Annotated in this window: 20 protein-coding genes; 14 read left to right on the top strand and 6 right to left on the bottom strand. The window is 34.5% G+C overall.

Annotated features, from left to right (window positions below; translation table 11 throughout):
- The first annotated feature begins 58 nt into the window (after positions 1-58).
- Together CAO17_RS10735 and CAO17_RS10730 are read left to right on the top strand one after the other, a co-directional pair.
- Positions 59-370, top strand: a complete 312-nt coding sequence (locus tag CAO17_RS10735; RefSeq protein WP_085992752.1) for a metal-sulfur cluster assembly factor — start codon at positions 59-61, stop codon at positions 368-370.
- A 390-nt stretch (positions 371-760) separates the two neighbouring features.
- Positions 761-961 carry a cold-shock protein gene (locus CAO17_RS10730; RefSeq protein ID WP_143833746.1) on the top strand — a complete coding sequence of 67 codons (201 nt, stop codon included), beginning with the start codon at positions 761-763 and terminating at the stop codon, positions 959-961.
- Between the two features lie 46 nt (positions 962-1,007).
- On the opposite strand, the gene CAO17_RS10725 is transcribed toward CAO17_RS10730, so the two are convergent.
- On the bottom strand, positions 1,008-1,829 hold the full coding sequence (locus CAO17_RS10725) for an undecaprenyl-diphosphate phosphatase (protein ID WP_085992751.1): 822 nt from the start codon (positions 1,827-1,829) through the stop codon (positions 1,008-1,010).
- Between the two features lie 160 nt (positions 1,830-1,989).
- On the opposite strand from CAO17_RS10725, the gene CAO17_RS10720 reads away from it, so the two are divergent.
- Positions 1,990-2,430, top strand: coding sequence for a hypothetical protein (locus tag CAO17_RS10720; RefSeq protein ID WP_085992750.1), 441 nt, complete (start codon positions 1,990-1,992; stop codon positions 2,428-2,430).
- Positions 2,431-2,479: 49 nt separating this feature from the next.
- Here CAO17_RS10720 and CAO17_RS10715 read toward each other — a convergent pair whose 3' ends face one another.
- Positions 2,480-2,653 carry a DUF2929 family protein gene (locus CAO17_RS10715; RefSeq protein WP_085992749.1) on the bottom strand — a complete coding sequence of 58 codons (174 nt, stop codon included), beginning with the start codon at positions 2,651-2,653 and terminating at the stop codon, positions 2,480-2,482.
- Positions 2,654-2,989: 336 nt separating this feature from the next.
- On the opposite strand from CAO17_RS10715, the gene CAO17_RS10710 reads away from it, so the two are divergent.
- The 6 genes from CAO17_RS10710 to CAO17_RS10685 all read left to right on the top strand — a co-directional run bounded on the left by CAO17_RS10710 (position 2,990) and on the right by CAO17_RS10685 (position 8,408).
- Positions 2,990-3,589, top strand: coding sequence for a hypothetical protein (locus CAO17_RS10710; RefSeq protein WP_085992748.1), 600 nt, complete (start codon positions 2,990-2,992; stop codon positions 3,587-3,589).
- A 77-nt stretch (positions 3,590-3,666) separates the two neighbouring features.
- Entirely contained in the window at positions 3,667-4,623 is a 957-nt protein-coding gene (locus tag CAO17_RS10705; protein WP_245831822.1) for a BMP family ABC transporter substrate-binding protein, read from the top strand.
- A 106-nt stretch (positions 4,624-4,729) separates the two neighbouring features.
- Positions 4,730-5,668: a beta-ketoacyl-ACP synthase III gene (locus CAO17_RS10700; RefSeq protein ID WP_085992747.1), complete on the top strand. Its 939-nt coding sequence runs from the start codon at positions 4,730-4,732 to the stop codon at positions 5,666-5,668.
- Between the two features lie 28 nt (positions 5,669-5,696).
- Complete coding sequence (gene fabF, locus CAO17_RS10695; protein ID WP_085992746.1) at positions 5,697-6,938, top strand: beta-ketoacyl-ACP synthase II; 1,242 nt, start codon at positions 5,697-5,699, stop codon at positions 6,936-6,938.
- A 226-nt stretch (positions 6,939-7,164) separates the two neighbouring features.
- Positions 7,165-7,371: a YuzI family membrane protein gene (locus tag CAO17_RS10690; protein WP_085992745.1), complete on the top strand. Its 207-nt coding sequence runs from the start codon at positions 7,165-7,167 to the stop codon at positions 7,369-7,371.
- A gap of 275 nt (positions 7,372-7,646) precedes the next feature.
- Positions 7,647-8,408 carry a YjbA family protein gene (locus CAO17_RS10685; RefSeq protein ID WP_085992744.1) on the top strand — a complete coding sequence of 254 codons (762 nt, stop codon included), beginning with the start codon at positions 7,647-7,649 and terminating at the stop codon, positions 8,406-8,408.
- Positions 8,409-8,535: 127 nt separating this feature from the next.
- Here the strand turns inward: CAO17_RS10685 and trpS are convergent, their stop codons facing one another.
- The 3 genes from trpS to CAO17_RS10670 form a co-directional block, all read right to left on the bottom strand.
- The gene (gene trpS, locus CAO17_RS10680; RefSeq protein ID WP_085992743.1) at positions 8,536-9,534 is read right to left on the bottom strand and encodes a tryptophan--tRNA ligase; all 999 of its coding nucleotides are present in this window, start codon (positions 9,532-9,534) and stop codon (positions 8,536-8,538) included.
- A gap of 1,228 nt (positions 9,535-10,762) precedes the next feature.
- Positions 10,763-11,176 carry a M67 family metallopeptidase gene (locus CAO17_RS10675; RefSeq protein ID WP_085992742.1) on the bottom strand — a complete coding sequence of 138 codons (414 nt, stop codon included), beginning with the start codon at positions 11,174-11,176 and terminating at the stop codon, positions 10,763-10,765.
- A 1-nt stretch (position 11,177) separates the two neighbouring features.
- The gene (locus CAO17_RS10670) at positions 11,178-12,725 is read right to left on the bottom strand and encodes a hypothetical protein (protein ID WP_085992741.1); all 1,548 of its coding nucleotides are present in this window, start codon (positions 12,723-12,725) and stop codon (positions 11,178-11,180) included.
- A 303-nt stretch (positions 12,726-13,028) separates the two neighbouring features.
- On the opposite strand from CAO17_RS10670, the gene CAO17_RS10665 reads away from it, so the two are divergent.
- From CAO17_RS10665 to CAO17_RS10650, 4 genes are all read left to right on the top strand, one after another.
- The gene (locus CAO17_RS10665) at positions 13,029-13,709 is read left to right on the top strand and encodes a BMQ_0737 family morphogenetic spore coat protein (RefSeq protein ID WP_085992740.1); all 681 of its coding nucleotides are present in this window, start codon (positions 13,029-13,031) and stop codon (positions 13,707-13,709) included.
- Positions 13,710-13,780: 71 nt separating this feature from the next.
- On the top strand, positions 13,781-14,356 hold the full coding sequence (locus CAO17_RS10660) for a hypothetical protein (protein ID WP_085992739.1): 576 nt from the start codon (positions 13,781-13,783) through the stop codon (positions 14,354-14,356).
- Positions 14,349-14,669, top strand: a complete 321-nt coding sequence (locus CAO17_RS10655) for a hypothetical protein (RefSeq protein WP_085992738.1) — start codon at positions 14,349-14,351, stop codon at positions 14,667-14,669. Before CAO17_RS10660 ends, CAO17_RS10655 begins: the two co-directional genes overlap by 8 nt.
- Before the next feature lie 129 nt (positions 14,670-14,798).
- Positions 14,799-16,058, top strand: coding sequence for a surface carbohydrate biosynthesis protein (locus CAO17_RS10650; protein WP_085992737.1), 1,260 nt, complete (start codon positions 14,799-14,801; stop codon positions 16,056-16,058).
- Between the two features lie 102 nt (positions 16,059-16,160).
- On the opposite strand, the gene CAO17_RS10645 is transcribed toward CAO17_RS10650, so the two are convergent.
- On the bottom strand, positions 16,161-16,706 hold the full coding sequence (locus tag CAO17_RS10645; RefSeq protein ID WP_085992736.1) for a hypothetical protein: 546 nt from the start codon (positions 16,704-16,706) through the stop codon (positions 16,161-16,163).
- 280 nt (positions 16,707-16,986) lie between these two features.
- Here CAO17_RS10645 and CAO17_RS10640 point away from each other — a divergent pair, with 280 nt between their 5' ends.
- Entirely contained in the window at positions 16,987-17,685 is a 699-nt protein-coding gene (locus CAO17_RS10640) for a BMQ_0737 family morphogenetic spore coat protein (protein ID WP_085992735.1), read from the top strand.
- Positions 17,686-17,949 lie beyond the last annotated feature (264 nt).

Below are 17,949 nucleotides of genomic sequence, written 5' to 3'. Positions count from 1 at the left end.
TGAAAATATGTGAAAGTATGTTTAAATATAAGAAAGGTATAAAAGGGAGGTTAATGGAATGGATGAAGCTTTAAAAGAAAATCTTATGGGGGCATTAGAGAATGTAATTGACCCTGAATTAGGCATAGATATTGTTAACTTAGGGTTGGTATATGATGCTGAATTAAATGACGAAGGTCTTTGTACAGTTACGATGACACTTACAGCAATGGGTTGTCCACTATCCGCGCATATTGAGCGTGATGTGAAATTTGCGCTATCCGATATCCCTGAAGTAAAAGAGACGGAAGTTAATATTGTTTGGAACCCACCTTGGTCCAAAGAAAAAATGTCTCGCTATGCTAAAATCGCTTTGGGAATTCCAGATTGATAAAAAACTACCATAAAAAAGCACTTGCGAATTCGTAATGATTGCGTAAGTGCTTTTTTATGGCTGTTTTCTATTTATAACTGTTATTTCATTAATAGTGCGTGATTATCGCTACAGAAATACACTACGTTTTCCACTGCAGGTGAGCAAACTTAAGCCAACACGATGTCGTGTTCACATAATGCAAGTGTCCAAAGCGGAAATCCACACGTGCAGAATTCAAATTACACAGTTAATGTTTGCATTTGAAGGTTAAAAATAAGAAATTACAGGAAAATGTATTTTTATTTATTTTAACATGTATAGAAAGATGTTTTTAAGGGAAAATAAACTTATATATAGTCCAAAATGGGCTTATTAAGAATTATTAAAGATATGGAGGAATTTTTCTTGAACAGAGGTACTGTAAAATGGTTTAACGCAGATAAAGGCTTTGGCTTTATCGAAGTAGAAGGTGGAGACGATGTTTTCGTACATTATTCTGCTATTCAAGGAGAAGGATTTAAGACATTAGATGAAGGACAAGAGGTTACGTTCGAAATAGTGGAAGGTGACCGTGGCCCACAAGCATCTAATGTTGAAAAGTCATAAATGAAAATGAAAAGCTCTTCTCGAAGTTATGAGAAGAGCTTTTTTGTTACAAGAATAAAATAACGAGTAAACCGACAACGACACAGTAGTAGGAGAAGTATTTTAAGTTTCCCCTAGCCATGATATTCATAAACCATTTTAATGCAAAATAGGTTGCGACGAATGAGGCAAGGAACGCTATTAAATTAGGGATAAGCATTGTCTGAAATTCGCTTGAACCAACCATTTCTGGGACCTCTAAGATAGTTGTTCCAAGGCTAACTGGAATGTATAGTAAAAATGAAAAGCGTAATGCAGTTTCTTGTTTCATGCCGACTAGCATGGAAGCAACAATAGTTGATCCGGAGCGGCTGATTCCAGGTGTTACAGCAATGGTCTGCGCTAATCCAACAATGATAGCATCTTTTGTTGTTAAATCTCCATCATTCTTTCGTCCACGCATATTTCTAATGATCCATACTGCAGCAGCTGTAATAAGTAAAGTATACCCAACAACAACTGGATTGCTTAATGCTGCTCCAATTGCATCTCCGAATAACACACCAACTACCCCAACTGGAATAGTTGCGATAACAAGGTAGACGATAAACATAAAATCGCTTTTTGCTGTCTCTTCTTTCTTGAAAAGATAGAGGGCACCATTTTTTATTAGTCTGATAATATCTTCTCGATAAATTAAAAGAACTGCAAGTAATGAAGCGAAGTTTACAAAGATTTCGAATGATAGTCCTTCTTTTTCAATTCCAAATAACTCTCTAAAAATAACAAGATGTCCACTTGATGAAATTGGAATAGGTTCTGTAACACCTTGTACCAGTCCTAAAAATAAATATTGAATTAATGTGGTAAGTTTCTCAAAAAAATCCATTGGTTTCTCTCCTTAATCTACATCTAGCTCTAGTTCTCGATATTCATCGGATTTACATAAATCGTTAGTATTACCTTGTATTTCATTAAATAGTTGATTTTCTTATAGTCACCATCCTATAGGCTAATGAATAGCTTAGTTGGTGAGGAGGTTTTAGAAAATGAAAAAACATTATCAAAATCATCATCATATATATGATTTATGTAAAAAGCATATGCATTCATATGTACTTGCAGAAACAACAGATGGAACAAAGTTTGATGGGATTGTTACAGGTTTAGACGATGAATATGTTTATTTTGCACTACCGATAGATTCAACCCAAGAAATGGGATATGATGGATACCAGTCTGGGATGGGCCATATGCACAATTATCCACAATATCCGGGAATGTATAGTAACATGCGAAATCAAGATGGAATGGACGGTCAGGTGCAAGATCAACATCGCCAATTCGGTTATGGATTTCCAGGCTATGGTTTTCCGGGATATGGATACCCAGGCTATGGTTATTGGTATGGCAGACCACCTAGAAGGTTTAGAAGACTAGTTCTTCCGTTAGCTGCCTTAGTTGCACTTAGTACATTACCTTGGTATTAATAACGAAACCCTTGCCAGTCCTTGTCGGCAAGGGTTTAAACTTACGTATTTAATACTTATCGGTTAGAATTCCATCGCCTAATAGAAATGTTGCTACTGAAAGAATACCTGCAAGGACCAGCATGTCAAAAAGAACAAATGGATCCCCACCCATACTTGTAAGTACATAAGAGATAGCCCCACTAATTAGTACAGCCCATATAATAGAAACTATGTATCGCACCGTTTACACCTCACATTTTACTATTCAATTTCATAAGCATGTATAGATTTCTTACATTCTTACGTATAGTTTACCAAAATAGAAGATAAAGGAAAAGGATTAATTCGTCCTATATTCTTGGATTCTTAGAAAAACTTAAACTTGACCGTTCTTCAGTGAAGCAACTTCATGTATTACCTCGTGATTCGCTATTTCATGTATTCCATGCAGAGGAGTGTAAACTACACGATATACTAAAAAAGGTTTTCGTCCTAAAAAGGGTGACCAAAAGGCTTTTTCCTTAAGCATGGGATTTAAAAAATTTTAATTTCCTAACGATAATAAAGGAGGATAATGATGTCTGTACTCGTTGTAAATTGTAATCAATGGATTGGTTTTCATGTTGTAAATGAGCTTTTAGATAATCAGCATGAGGTAGATGGAGTTATAGATAGGAACATTTCAGATGATTTATCTATGTTTTTTGGGAGAAACAGTTCGTTTTCTTTCGTTTCGGGTAAAGAGAGGAAAATATATAGTACATGTATAATAATAGGGCATAATAAAGAAATAGATGTTCCTCATGCAGAACGAATATTCGTTATTAATTCAGATGAAGAAACGATACATTCTTTAAATGAGAATACCGTTCATATACAGGCATTATTATTTGGAGAATGGATGCCTATGAATCAAAATGGCTTCTATCACGATGGAAAACTACTTTCTTTCGATTCAAAAGAGTTTAAAGAGGATGCTATATATATCCATGACTTTACTTCAGCACTCGTTCAATGGGTAAACTCTTCCAAATTACCTAATGAAAAGGAAATGAAGGTGAATAGAAATGATATAGAAAATGGTATCTATATGAATGATAAAAATTTCATTACAAAAAAGAAAGACAATGTATTAACTCATTATGAACGATATAAAAATTTTTACCCTCAAAATTAGAAAATCATTGTCTAGATGGGTATAATGGGACTATGAAAAGAATGTAGAGAAGTGCATTAAAGATTGGAGTGCCTTTTTTGAGATCGTTCAATAAAATACTCTACCTTATCTCCTTTTTATTTTTCTTAACTGGATGCAGTTATTTCGAATCGGGGAATATTCAAAATGTAGGCATGCTGGTTGATAGTACGATTGAAGGAAATGCATGGAATGAAAGTGGTTATCGAGGACTACAGCAAATCGGTGAAACTTTTGAAACGGATATATTTTATAAAGAAAATATTAATACCGAGGAAGAAATACGAGTAGCGGTTGATGAATTTGTTCAGGATGGTGTTAACCTAATTTTCGGACATAGCAGTAAGTACGGGGATTATTTCTTAGATATCGCTCGTTTTTACCCTGACGTACATTTTGTATATTTTAATGGTAGCCTTCATAGTGAAAATGTAACAAGTCTTAATTTTAATAGTCATGCCATGGGATTTTTTGGTGGAATGGTTGCTGGTGAAATGACGAATACGAATAAGGTTGGAGTCATCGCTTCTTTTCTATGGCAACCGGAAATAGAAGGTTTTTATGAAGGGGTTAAATATCAAAATCCAAATGCTGTTGTAGAAATTGATTATATTAAAAGTTGGAATGATTTAAAAACTGCGATTTCATTGTATGAATCCATGAAAAAAGAAGGAGTGGATGTGTTTTATCCCACAGGAGATTCATTTAGTGAAGAGATTATTAGACTGGCAGCTAAGGACAATCTATATGTAATAGGTTATGTGGAAGATCAATTAGAACTAGCACCAAATACCGTATTGACAAGTACGATACAACGTGTAGACAAGTTGTATGAAATTACTGCTGAACAATTTAATAAAGGAAAGCTGAAAGGAGATATACTTACCTTTGACTTTCAGGATGAAGTTATTACCATGGGAGAGTTTAATCAACGTATTTCAGAACAATTTCGTAACGAGTTAGATGAAACGGTTGAGGAGTATATTGATACAAATCTCTTACCGAATGAGAAATAAAATTTGCTTTTTCTTGCTATCTACCCTTATATATATTAAAATTAGTACCAAGTCATAAGAATTGATTTTAATAACGTATATACCTTCTATTAAGGAGCGGTTAACAATGAGTGTTGGTTTTTTAGGAATAGGGCATTATGTCCCACCAAAAGTTATAACAAATAATGATTTAGAAAAAATGGTAGATACAAGTGATGAATGGATTCGTACAAGAACAGGAATTGAAGAAAGACGAATAGCAGAAGATGATATGGATACTTCTGATATGGCTTATAACGCTGCATTACAAGCATTAGAAGATGCAAAATTAGAACCAGAAGAAATTGATTTAATTTTAGTAGCAACTGTAACTCCAGACACACCATTTCCATCTGTGGCCTGTATGCTTCAAGAAAAGCTTGGAGCTATTAATGCTGCCGCAATGGATGTTAGTGCAGCTTGCTCAGGGTTTATGTATGCTGTCGCAACTGCGAAACAATTTATCGAATCAAAAGTATATAAACATGTACTAATAGTAGGTGTAGAAAAGCTATCTAAAATTACCGATTGGTCTGATCGCAGTACATGTGTCCTTTTCGGAGATGGAGCAGGTTCAGCGGTATTAGGAGAGGTATCTGAGGGTAGAGGAATTTTGTCTTATGAATTAGGTTCAGACGGTACAGGAGGAAAACATCTTTATCAAAAAGCTGATGGTTATTTAGCTATGAATGGTCGAGAGGTCTTTAAATTTGCTGTACGGAAAATGCCGGAAGCTTCTGTTCATGTAATTGAAAAAGCAGGATTACAAAAAGAAGATGTAGATTATTTGATTCCTCATCAAGCAAATATTCGAATCATGGAGGCTGCTAGACAGCGACTAGGAATTTCAGAAGACAGAATGAATCAATCCATTAAAAAATATGGAAATACATCTGCTGCATCCATTCCAATTGCATTGTCAGAGTCAGTTCAGGAAGGGAAGATTAAGGAAGATGATAATGTTGTTCTTGTTGGCTTTGGTGGTGGATTAACTTGGGGTTCAATAGCATTACGTTGGGGCAAATAATGAATGGAATTTGGAAGGAGGATATAGTATGGAGCAAAAGCGAGTAGTTATTACAGGTTTAGGCGCAGTAACCCCTGTTGGAAATAATGTAGAGTCCATGTGGGAAAGTATTGTAACTGGTAAATCAGGAATTGATTTTGTAACTAAAATTGATAAAGAGAAGTATCCTGCAAAAGTGGCAGCCGAAATAAAAGATTTTGAACCAAAAGATTATATGGAGAAAAAAGATGCAAGAAAAATGGATCCATTTACGCAATATGCTGTTGCAGCAGCAAAAATGGCAGTGGAAGATGCAAAATTAGATATCAATGACGATAATCGTGATCGTGTTGGTGTATGGATTGGATCTGGAATTGGTGGTATGAAAACATGGGAAGAGCAACATACCATTTTAATGAATAAAGGACCACGCCGTGTAAGTCCGTTTTTCGTTCCAATGATGATACCAGATATGGCTGCTGGTCAAGTATCCATCCAATTGGGTGCAAGAGGAATCAACTCATGTACAGTTACCGCTTGTGCGTCTGGAGCGAATTCTATTGGAGATGCCTATAAAGCCGTACAAAGAGGGGATGTTGACTATATCATTACTGGCGGAACAGAAGCACCTATCTCTGACATGGCCTTTGCTGGATTTTCGTCCTCTAAAGCATTATCTACAAACGATGATCCCAAAACGGCAAGTCGTCCGTTTGATAAAAATCGTGATGGTTTTGTGATGGGTGAGGGCGCTGGTATTTTAGTAATGGAATCCTTGGATAAAGCATTAGAACGTGGAGCTCATATTTATGGTGAAATCGTCGGGTATGGTGCAACAGGTGATGCTTACCACATTACAGCACCGGCTGAAAATGGTGAGGGAGCGACACGTGCTATGCAACATGCCATCTCAGATGCCGGGATTTCCGCAGAAGAAATAGATTATGTCAATGCCCATGGTACAAGTACAGCGTTAAACGATAAATATGAAACACAGGCTATTAAAGCTGTTTTTGATGAGCATGCTAACAAACTTCCGATCTCTTCTACAAAGTCAATGACTGGACATTTACTTGGAGCTGCAGGTGGTATCGAAGCGGTTATCTCATTACTAGCAATAAATAAAAGTATCATCCCACCAACGATTAATTATGAAACCCCAGACGAAGACTGTGATCTGGACTATGTACCGAACGAGGCAAGGGAACAGCAGGTAAATATGGTCATGAGTAACTCACTAGGCTTTGGTGGACATAACGTATCCTTGATTTTCAAAAAATATAACGGATAAAGAATGAGAAAACTGATCAGCTATTGTTGGCTGATCAGTTTTTTTGTTTTTTCTAAAGAATTGTTGCCTTATGCTTTACTTGAAGGAAACTCAGCATCACTGGATGGTGTAGGTATTTCCCTAGCGTTATAATGGACTAAATGTCGATGCACATAAATTTTAAAGGCATGTCCAATCATGGACAAGCATAAATATAGATTAAAAGTGGACAAGTGTAGGTGGCAATATGGGTTATATATTTATATTTATGCTTGGATTTGGACTAGCTGTTACTGGTGGAGTTACCTTAATTGCTTATTTGAACTTTTTGCCCGCTGGCTTGACTTGGGCTGATTATTTTATATTTGTTAGCGGAAGGATAGAATGCTATTTTCTCCCATTCGGCTTTTTACTGATGGCTTTAGTACTTTTACGATACCCGAACAACCCATAATCGTATAACAAAATCTAAGGGCGCCCGTTTAGCACCGTACGGGGGTGCAGGGAAGTCTCGCCGGAGCTGAACGCGACTTTTTTTGCTTACAAAAGGAATAGCGCTTAAATTTTTATACTTTCTTACCTAGTCTATTATGAAAAGAATATTTTTTCGCAATGCTGGTCATAATGTATGGTAAGTTACAATAATTTGTTCAGCTGAAACAAGATAAATGAATAACATGTTGAAAAAAAGGAATGAAGTTATAAGTTTTATTAAAGCGAGGGTTGTTTATGTTATATTTGCATGATGTTTGGGTGAATTGGTTTGAAGGTGAAGAAAATGGCTATAATGTATGTTATTTTCATGAATGGCGTAAAGATGATGGTATTGAACTATTAGATCAAGTCCCGCTTATCTACATAACATCTGGATTGTTTGAATACATTGAAAATGATATGCATGACTTGCCTGAGGATTTACTTGATACCATTCATAAACGTGCCTATATACGTAAAGGGCATGAAAGGTCTGTTGTAGAGTATGCTTGTGTGGTTACGAATGGTGAAGATATTATTGCATTTGACACAATCGGTTATCAAATACCAATTCGAAAAAGTAGATTAATACCTAGACAAGAACAATTGGTCTACGACATGATTAAAAAAACAAAACCTCAATCATTTGGATTTGAAGATGAAAGCTATCAAAAAGAGTATCATCTACTGTCAATGGAACCTGAATTAGTATTCGGTTTAACTAGAAAAGAACGTCAATTAAAGCAGTTAATGATGATTGCAATGGACCAACTACGTACCACGAATAACCTAGAGGAATTGCGTTATTGGCTTACAGAATGGGACCCTAAACAATACCCATATATTCGTTATATGAATGAGGAGAAAGTCTGGAATACACTTTACAATGGTGTGAAGGAAGGCTGGAGTCAAGCACATGAAGATTTATGTGGGAAATTAATTAAAGGTCAGCCGTTTCTTGAAAAAATGTGGGAAGCGGAGAATGGTCAGGAACAAAATACATCTAACCAAAAATAACTAGACATTCAACATAGAGATAGTTGAATCCCATGGAGAAATAAGTATTACATTAATAATTTATTTAACTATATAAAAGGCATTCTGATCAAATCAGAATGCCTTTTATTGCTCTGTAGAAAATATATCATTTTTTCTTTTTCTTCACACGTCCTAATCCCATAGCTTTTTTCGCTTTTCTCAATGTTTTATTTGCTTGGAAGGAAGCTTTATCTGCTCCTTGATCTAAAATATCATCTAAAACATCAGAGTCAATTAGTTCCGCATACTTTTCTTGAATAGGTTGTAGTAAGGAAATTACTGCATTAGCAACGTCTTGTTTAAATTCGCCATAACCTTTCCCTTCGTATTTCATTTCTAATGACTCGATGGATTCTCCAGAACAACTAGAATAAATATTTAGCAGGTTTGAAATTCCTGGTTTGTTTTCTTTATCATATTTAACAATACCTTCAGAATCTGTCACCGCACTCTTCATTTTTTTCTCTATTCGGTTTGGTTCATCTAGCATAGAGATAAAGGCTTTTACATTTTCATCAGATTTACTCATTTTTTTCGTTGGATCTTGTAAGGACATAATTCGAGCTCCCACTTTAGGAATACGAATTTGCGGAATAGTAAATATATCATTGTATCGATTGTTAAATCGTTGTGCCAAGTCACGAGTTAATTCTATATGTTGCTTTTGATCATCTCCAACAGGTACGATGTTGGATTGATAAAGCAAAATATCAGCAGCCATTAAGGATGGATAGGTAAGTAATGCAGATGAAACCGCTTCTTTTCCTTTAGATTTATCTTTATACTGTGTCATTCGTTCCAATTCACCAACATAATTTATGGATTGTAGCATCCAGCCTAATTGCGTATGTGCTGGTACCTCGGATTGAATGAACAAGGTCGCTTTTTCTGGGTCTATACCAGAAGCAAGGTAAAGTGCAGCAAGAGAACGAATGTTATTTCGTAACTTTAAACGGTCTTGTGGAACAGTAATCGCATGCTCGTCCACAATACAGAAATAACATTCATACTCATCTTGCAACTCTACAAATTGTTTTATTGCTCCTAAGTAATTCCCTAGGGTTAATGTTCCACTTGGTTGAATACCTGAAAAGATTTTTTCCACTTTTTTCACTCCATTTTCTGGTTTGTAAATTCTTTGGCAATTATTGATAAGCAGGACAAATAACAAAGCTTTCACTAGATATGTCTTCGTTGTAACCTCCATTTACAAGCGAATACTTATCAGCAATCCATTAGATAGCATTGTACTACCCGATGTGGACATATTTTATACCTTCTTTATCTATACTGGTTCGTATATAGGCTGCATCTAATTTCAAATGGAGACCTCCTTTCAAACCAATAAATCAGGTGTAACGCCTTCTGTATTATAAGTTATAACCTTTCAAAGACGTTTATATATGTATAAAATTAAAGTAATGAATATGGCTGGCTTTCGTACGAACTCATTTATAGAAATTTCTTTTGTCCATATACAGAATTATAGCATAGACATGCCACAGTCGATAAATCAATTATACTACTTTTTTCTTTTCCAAATAAAGAGTGAGTTGGGTGTATGTATGTTGCATGTTAGATTCATTAGGAGCAAATGCTTTTGCATTTGTTTCCATCTTAAAAAAGGCATTCCATCCTATATCCATTTAGGTTTTTAGGACAGAAGCCTTTTTTATGATGAAGTAATTAATTGCACTTAAGATGGAGAACGTGAACAATAAAAAACTATCATCTATTTTATCTTTCATTTTATTACAATGTTTTTGGAGATCAAATAATTTGTTTACCGGGGGGATATCAAATCATTTGTAAGTGACTCGTTAAAGTATAAAATTCTTAAATTGTATAAAAGAAAAGTTACGACCACAACGCGCTAGAGCTGTAGCAAGACTACCTTCATCGAATGACCCCATAAAGAAGTTTTGCCGATTGGTTTGAACCAGAGGCTTAGTCGCACTTATACCCCTGAGTTGAAAGTCAACATCAACTAAAAATTAGAGGGAAGACTTACTAAGAACAGGCTAGCGCTCAGGACCTATGACTGGAGATAACATACACGTACTGAATTTTATTTAAAAAGAATTATTCACTAAATTTTATTTAAAGAATAAATTCATATAATTTTATTTAAAGAATGATACATATAAATTTATTTCAAGCAGCAACCTCTGCTTTTTCTTTTAATGGTCTTGGATGATGAATTAATGACAATTGGTTTTTTTCGTTTTAATGAATTGGAATGACTTTTCATCTTCTGTTTTGCTTTCAAAACATCACTCCTTTTCTAAGTGATAGTATATTATATTGTAGTTCTCTTCCAAATGTACGGGCTATTACAATGTTTTTAAGCAAAAATAACGTTCCGTATAATTGGATCCTTGAATTTGATACCATTTCGTTTTAGGAGGGCATGTTTTATAAGAAGTAATTACCATTGCTACCTTATTATCTGGATGGTTCCTTATATCATAGCTTGAAGGAACAGGTGCTGTGAATGGATGAGTGTGGTATATCGCTAATACCTGCTCCTCTCGTTGTTCAATTTGTCGTATAACACGCTCAACGGTATCTTTTTTTACAAAAAAACGGTTTACTGATTTCCAACTATTTTTTAAAGGCCACAAAGAATATACATGATTTTCCCTTCCCGATAATAAACCACATGCTTCATATGGAAAATTTTCTCTTCCATATTCAACCATTTGATCATATATAATTTGGGGAATAACCATTTCATTGTTTGACATATTAACTTTTCCAGAAGAATGATAAAAATGATGCTAAATCACTTTTAGGCTTTGATCCGGGCGCTTTATCCTTGTTTTTGACATTTTTGTCTTCAGATTTCGTAGGTGTTACATTATTGTTTTGAGGATCATTCTCCTGCGTATTAGTTTTAGTTGTATTTTCATTTAAAGACTTTTCAAAATGGTCACTATTCTGCTGCGTACTAGTTTTAGTTGTATTTTTATTTAAAGAATCTTCAAAATGGTCACTATTCTCCTGTGTATTAGTTTTAGTAGTATTTTCATTTAAAGACTTTTCAAAATGGTCACTATTCTGCTGCGTACTAGTTTTAGTTGTATTTTTATTTAAAGAATCTTCAATATGGTCACTATTCTCCTGCGTATTAGTTTTAGTTGTATTTTCATTTAAAGACTTTTCAATATGGTCACTATTCTCCTGCGTACTAGTTTTAGTTGTATTTTCATTTAAAGATTTTTCAATATGATCACTATTCTTCTGGGTACTAGTTTTAGTTGCATTTTCATTTAATGATTCAATATGATCATCATCGTTGTATGTCATGTTTTTAGCAATCTCTTCTTTTGGTTTTGGTTGGGTAAGGTGGTTGTCGGTTGATTGGGGTTTTATTTGTGTTTTTCCTAGTTCATTAGCATTTAAAGGACTCTCCATATGAGTTTCAGTGGCTTTGTTATCAAATGGTTGTTTTTGAGTTTTTTCATGATGGTCTGGATGGATTCCACCAAGTTTATTTGATTTTTCTTCCGTATTTGAGTAAATTTCGGTCTGTGTATCGGAATGGTTTGGAAGTGGATGTTCTTGCTTTTCTTGATTTAAAACTTTGGAAGTGTTTTCTTTTGTATTATTATATTTTTTCATATTATTTTTACTTTGGGGGGTGGATGTACGTGTGATAATATTTCTGTTTAAATCCAATCGAGAATTCTGAAACGATGTTGTTCGTTTTCTCGATTGATTCGTACTTTGAAAGGAAGATGGTTGCTGTCTGACTGTAATACGATTTTGATTAGGAATTTGCTCTATGTTATTTGAAGCGTTTAACATATTTCGCAATTGACTATACTCGGATGATTTTGGTGAGTTCAGTGAATTCACTTTTTCTTTTAATTGTATGAATTCTTCATTCTGCTGGTCAATTTGATGTTTAATTTTTGTTAAATAATCATTTGTTTTATTCATTACGGAATTCATCTTTTTAAATAGATCATTAAACCGTATGTGCTCCAGTTCGCCTTTTATTTCATCGACCTCTTGTCTTAGTTGATATAGCGAATAATTCATTGTCTGAAGCTGTACGGCAATCTCTTGTTCCTTTTGTAAACTCATTTGTTCTTGATAAACTTCTTTCATAGCCATCATTTCTCCTTTTACTTGGGAAAATTCTAACTTCAAATCATATAACTCGCTCTTCCACTTAGCATCTTTCGTTCCGTTATCTGAATTAGCATTTCTTATTGTTTTTCTATAAATCTCTATTTCTCGTTTTAATTTTTCAATGTCCTCAGAGTTATATAATCTATATGGATACATTTCTATTCACCCTTTTTATAGCACATTAATATACTATTGATGAATCATGAATTTGTGATAAACGTGGAACAGTAATTTAAATTAATAATGTGCATTTGTTGGTTAATTGCTGTTCCGTTTATATTCATCTTATGCATGGCTCATTCATTTTAAGCTAAGGAATGCCGTATGGATTTGGATGAATGTCATTGGACATTAATTTAGAACAAAAAATAATAATTCCGCTCTTTTATTAAAACGGTTTTTCCTTTTGTTGCATAGCCTATGGATGAGAAATAATTTTATTTTGGAGGTGTTTGCAAAATGCAAGCAAATAATTTAACGGGGGGTCAGGAGCTTCTTTGTATTAATACAGAGAAGGTCTATGACTGGGTTTTAAATGAAGCAACATTTGATCTGAGTTTAACTGACTTGGAACTACCGCTTAATCCAGTTACTGGTGATCAATTAGAATGTGATGACCTTGATCTGGATAGCGTTACTTGTGAGGTTGCACCTACGGAAGTTGATCCATTTGTAATTTTGGATCGAGAAGATCAAGAGTTTGAAATTGATGGAGCGATTGTAACATTACAGCTGGTAAACATTCGCAAAAACTTCGAAGTAACAATATTTGCAAATTTAGCAGCGGACCTTGGTGGCGCGAATGTTGAAATAGGTACGGTAGAATTCACTCGTTGTGAACAAGTAATTCTTTGTGCACCAGATGGTACTGATATTGATGTAACGTATACGGACTTAGATTGCTTTGTTTGTACAGCTACATGTGATGTTGGAACAACTACTGATATTGATGAATTAGACGTAACAGTTACTGTACGTCTATGCCAAAGCATCCAATCCACTTTTGATGTAACGCTTGAAATTGTTGCTGACTTCTGTCAACCAAGAGATATACTAGAACTACCACCATGTCCTGCACCAACCATTCCACCACAATGCCCTGTTGTGTTTCCTGTCAATGGAAATGGTGATAACGCATAATCGTTTAGCATAGTGATGAAGAGAGAGAATTTTTTTCTCTCTCTTTATTTTTCTGTGGGGGTGAATGATTGATGGAAAGAATAACGGACATTCGTAAAAAAATGGCAGATTGGCATAAAATGAATACCTCTTATTTAAATGAAATAAAAACAATGGTTTCGGAAATAAAAACAGCAAATAATCTTCATGTTATTAGTTACTTTACCTATACCTTTCATATTTTTCATGAGAAAGGATATGAAAATCTGTGTCTTGGTTCTTATCATATTCGTAACATCGGACAAAAACAACTTACGAATCCGATTATTTGTATAAAAATTTCCCCAGAGGCACTATTTGATTTTTCCGGTAAATATCTATATAAAGACTCCAAGCAAAAAGTTCAATTATCAAACGCATGGGAACGATTAAACGAGCCAACCGATAAACAAGAATTTTGGTTGAAACCTACCCATAAGAACACACTGGATCCTTCTGAAACATTAACTTTTTCCAATTTCCAAGTAAAATGGCTCCCGAAATCTTCATATAAAGGCAGCATACAAGGATTTACATATGGCGATGAATTACAGGAGGGAATGAATGCACTTAACCAGATTAATATAAATGGGAAAATAGTAGAGGAGGAGCAAAAAGAAGATGAATAAGAACGGAAATAATGAGGACCAACAATTGCTAATCAAACAATTCATTCAGGATTATATGAAAGACTACACAGAGCGATTGACCAATGATTATCGTGAAAAGGACGATCATAGTTTCATTTTTTTAGAAGGCAACACATTGTACCTGTTATTAACCTATATGTTAAATCACCTGGAAAATAAGGGTGAAAACGGTAATAAAGAAGAATTTCAATTAATAGATTTAGAGGATATTTCATCAACTATTGATTCGATGATAATGGAAAGCAAGGAAACATTCGAGGAAATATTAGATGATTTGAGGGGGAAGGTTTAATCTAATCGAACGTTTGAAGAAAGACGTAAATAAGGCGAGTAAATACTTGCCTTATTTACTTGTTTCACAATAGAAATTAAATGCATTCTGTTTAGGGAAGATACACTGAATAAGAAGAGGTGTATAAAGGTGAACAAAAACAAAGGATTGTTATACTTACCAGTTGAAGTAAAGGTCAGAGAGATGGATTCCAAGTTACTATTAGCTTACTATGCGGTTAAGGAAGGTTATCAAGTGATTATAGGGGATCATTATATGGTTGAACTAGCATCCGAGGAATATCCTAATGGTATTTTCTTTTCAAAGGGGTATCCACATGGTTTTAGGAAAAGGGTTATCACGCATGCAAAAGATAACGGACATATAATAGTGGAGTTAGATGAAGAAGGATTGCTGATAAACGAAGAAAAATACTTTCGAGATAGAATGAGGCGGGAGATGCTTCAATTCGTTACCCATGAGTATTGTTGGGGGAAATATCAGAAGGAAGCTATTACAAGGACCTATCCTGAATACGAAGAAAAGTATCATGTTGTGGGTAATCCAAGATTGGACCTATTAACTTCTAAATTTAGGAGTATGTATGAGGAAGGTTCTAATAGATTAATAGATGAATATGGCGAGTTTATATTAATAAATACAAGATTTTCTAAATATAACACTGCAAGGGGGATGAAAGATAATCCGCATTTTAAAGATATAAAAAAGTTATATTATCTTTTCCTAGACATGATAAAAGAAACGTGTGAGAAATTCCCGGATACGATGTTTATTGTAAGGCCTCATCCAGGCGAAAACTTTCAATCTTATAAACAAGCGCTTGCTGATTACAATAATGTAAAAGTAATTCATGAAGGGAATATTATTAAGTGGCTTTTAGCTGCCAAGGTAGTCATACACAATGGATGTACATCAGGTATCGAAGCATATTTATTAGAAAAACCATTAATTTCTTATGATCCACCTATATCTAATAAGAAGAGTGTGAGCCTTCCGAATAAACTGGGGATTAAAGCCACTTCTATTGCTGAACTCCATGCTACGTTGGAAGAAGTTCGATTGAAAAAAGATTTGCAAAGAAATGATAAGGGGTTTGTGAATGAAAAGGGGTTATTTGATTATTTGGAATGGTCAAATGACAGTTTTTCATGTGAAAACATTCTTCAACGATTTAATTCATTACATGTACCATCAAAGGCATCTGAGTTTTTTAATTTACCAAATAAATCATTCCGGATAAAAGGAAAAAAGAGAAAGAAAAGAATTTTTTCTTTGACTCAAGAAGAAATAGAAGATTTTTTCTTAAAATTAGATGCAATAGAAGGGACAAAAAGGGATTTTGTTATAAAAAAATTAGGAAATAACCTATTTACTATTCACAAGTTTTAACTGGGAAAATGGAGCTGTAGAGCATGCTTTGCTTAGGTTAAATTAGCATCTCTACAGCATCCTATTGTTTAAAACATGACAATCCATCCAATCTAATTATGGCTATCTTTTGTTTTTTGAACTTGAAGTTCGTGTAATGATATTTTTATTTATTAAACTTTGGGGATTCTGGAAGGTCCTGGAATTCCCCTTCATTGCGATTGTACTTTGGGTATTGCGAAAATTTTGATTATTGGAGAGTGGTTGTCTAGAACCATGTTGATTCATTCCATTTTGGTAAAAGGGATCAGGGTTCACTCGATTGAAAGATTGAAGCATTCTTTGTAATTGACGGTATTCGGATGGTTTTGGTGTTGCCTGTTTAGGTGCTTTTTCATCCAACTGCTGTTTCATCTCGGTAAATTCTTCTTTTTGAGAGTCAATGTCATTTTTTACTATAGTTAAATGATCATTCGTCATACTTAAGACATCATTCATCATTTGATACATTTCAGATATATGCATGCTATCAATTTGTTCTCTAAGCATCCGCACCTCGTGTTTTAATTGGTAAATGGAATCATGCATGTTTTGAATTTGGGTGTATATATCATTTCTATGTTCATGATTTAGATAACCATTCCTTTGTTCTTGATAGTTCTCTTCCATACCCTTCGTTCCTCCTTTGTTTGAAAACCTCGTTATGCGTTTTCCTAAGTTTGCCAGTTTATTTAATTCTTTACCACCTGTATTGAACCAATTAATATATATTATTATGGAAAATTAAATTCGTGATAATTATGTATTATTTGTTGTTGGCTACGATTTAGATAGAAATGAAAACGTATTTTTTTACGTCAGAAAATTTTCCGCTATTTCACTAGGACATTTTTACAAAGGTTGCATAATCTATGGGTGAGGATAACTTTTATCTGGAGGTGTTTGCAAAATGCAAGCAAATAATTTAACGGGGGGTCAGGAGCTTCTTTGTATTAATACAGAGAAGGTCTATGATTGGGTTTTAAATGAAGCAACATTTGATCTGAGTTTAACTGACTTGGAACTACCGGTTAATCCAGTTACTGGTGATCAATTAGAGTGTGATGATATTGACCTAAATAGTGTTACTTGTGAGGTTGCACCTACGGATGTTGACCCGATTGAAATTCTAGATCGGGAAGATCAAGAGTTTGAAATAGACGGTGCACTTGTAACATTACAGCTGGTAAACATTCGCAAAAACTTCGAGGTAACAATCTTTGCAAATTTAGCAGCAGACCTTGGTGGCGCGAATGTTGAAATAGGTACAGTAGAATTCACTCGTTGTGAACAAGTAATTCTTTGTGCACCAGATGGTACTGATATTGATGTAACGTATACGGACTTAGATTGCTTTGTTTGTACAGCTACATGTGATGTTGGAACAACTACAGACATTGATGAATTAGATGTAACGGTTACTGTACGTCTATGCCAAAGCATCCAATCCACTTTTGATGTAACACTTGAAATTGTTGCTGACTTCTGCCAACCAAGAGATATGCTTCCTATCCCACCATGTCCTGCACCAACCATTCCACCACAATGCCCTGTTGTGTTTCCTGTCAATGGAAATGACAATGGAAATAATGGTGGTAATGGAGCTTAAGAATAAAGAGGGGGGAGGATCCCCCTCTTTATTTTTCATTTAACATATTCGTTATCTTAAAGTCTAGCATAGTAGAATATCAAGTTTTTAAAGAAAGAATAAGATATTATTCGTTATAAAGATGCTGGAGCTTTTGATTAGGTATATACAATAGATTTCGTACCCTCTTTTTATAAATAGGCTTTGGAAATAGGTGGCGGTCTTTAACTAATCGTGTCCATCTTAATATACATATATGGAATCTTTAAGAATAAAATTTATCCT

This window comes from Oceanobacillus senegalensis (genome assembly GCF_900176885.1).
In the GTDB taxonomy this organism is placed as follows: domain Bacteria; phylum Bacillota; class Bacilli; order Bacillales; family Amphibacillaceae; genus Oceanobacillus; species Oceanobacillus senegalensis.
Note: the sequence above shows the minus strand (reverse complement) of the source record. Positions and strands in the feature narration are given on the sequence as shown.

Excerpts from the sequence above, each read along its gene's own strand:
- CAO17_RS10660 (WP_085992739.1), top strand. The coding sequence starts at position 13,781 with ATGGAAAGAATAACGGACATTCGTAAAAAAATGGCAGATTGGCATAAA.
- CAO17_RS10665 (WP_085992740.1), top strand. The coding sequence starts at position 13,029 with ATGCAAGCAAATAATTTAACGGGGGGTCAGGAGCTTCTTTGTATTAAT.
- CAO17_RS10640 (WP_085992735.1), top strand. The coding sequence starts at position 16,987 with ATGCAAGCAAATAATTTAACGGGGGGTCAGGAGCTTCTTTGTATTAAT.
- CAO17_RS10690 (WP_085992745.1), top strand. The coding sequence starts at position 7,165 with ATGGGTTATATATTTATATTTATGCTTGGATTTGGACTAGCTGTTACT.
- CAO17_RS10670 (WP_085992741.1), bottom strand. The coding sequence starts at position 12,725 with ATGTATCCATATAGATTATATAACTCTGAGGACATTGAAAAATTAAAA.
- CAO17_RS10645 (WP_085992736.1), bottom strand. The coding sequence starts at position 16,706 with ATGGAAGAGAACTATCAAGAACAAAGGAATGGTTATCTAAATCATGAA.
- CAO17_RS10700 (WP_085992747.1), top strand. The coding sequence starts at position 4,730 with ATGAGTGTTGGTTTTTTAGGAATAGGGCATTATGTCCCACCAAAAGTT.
- CAO17_RS10710 (WP_085992748.1), top strand. The coding sequence starts at position 2,990 with ATGTCTGTACTCGTTGTAAATTGTAATCAATGGATTGGTTTTCATGTT.
- CAO17_RS10685 (WP_085992744.1), top strand. The coding sequence starts at position 7,647 with ATGTTATATTTGCATGATGTTTGGGTGAATTGGTTTGAAGGTGAAGAA.
- CAO17_RS10720 (WP_085992750.1), top strand. The coding sequence starts at position 1,990 with ATGAAAAAACATTATCAAAATCATCATCATATATATGATTTATGTAAA.
- CAO17_RS10735 (WP_085992752.1), top strand. The coding sequence starts at position 59 with ATGGATGAAGCTTTAAAAGAAAATCTTATGGGGGCATTAGAGAATGTA.
- CAO17_RS10675 (WP_085992742.1), bottom strand. The coding sequence starts at position 11,176 with ATGTCAAACAATGAAATGGTTATTCCCCAAATTATATATGATCAAATG.
- CAO17_RS10725 (WP_085992751.1), bottom strand. The coding sequence starts at position 1,829 with ATGGATTTTTTTGAGAAACTTACCACATTAATTCAATATTTATTTTTA.
- CAO17_RS10655 (WP_085992738.1), top strand. The coding sequence starts at position 14,349 with ATGAATAAGAACGGAAATAATGAGGACCAACAATTGCTAATCAAACAA.
- fabF (WP_085992746.1), top strand. The coding sequence starts at position 5,697 with ATGGAGCAAAAGCGAGTAGTTATTACAGGTTTAGGCGCAGTAACCCCT.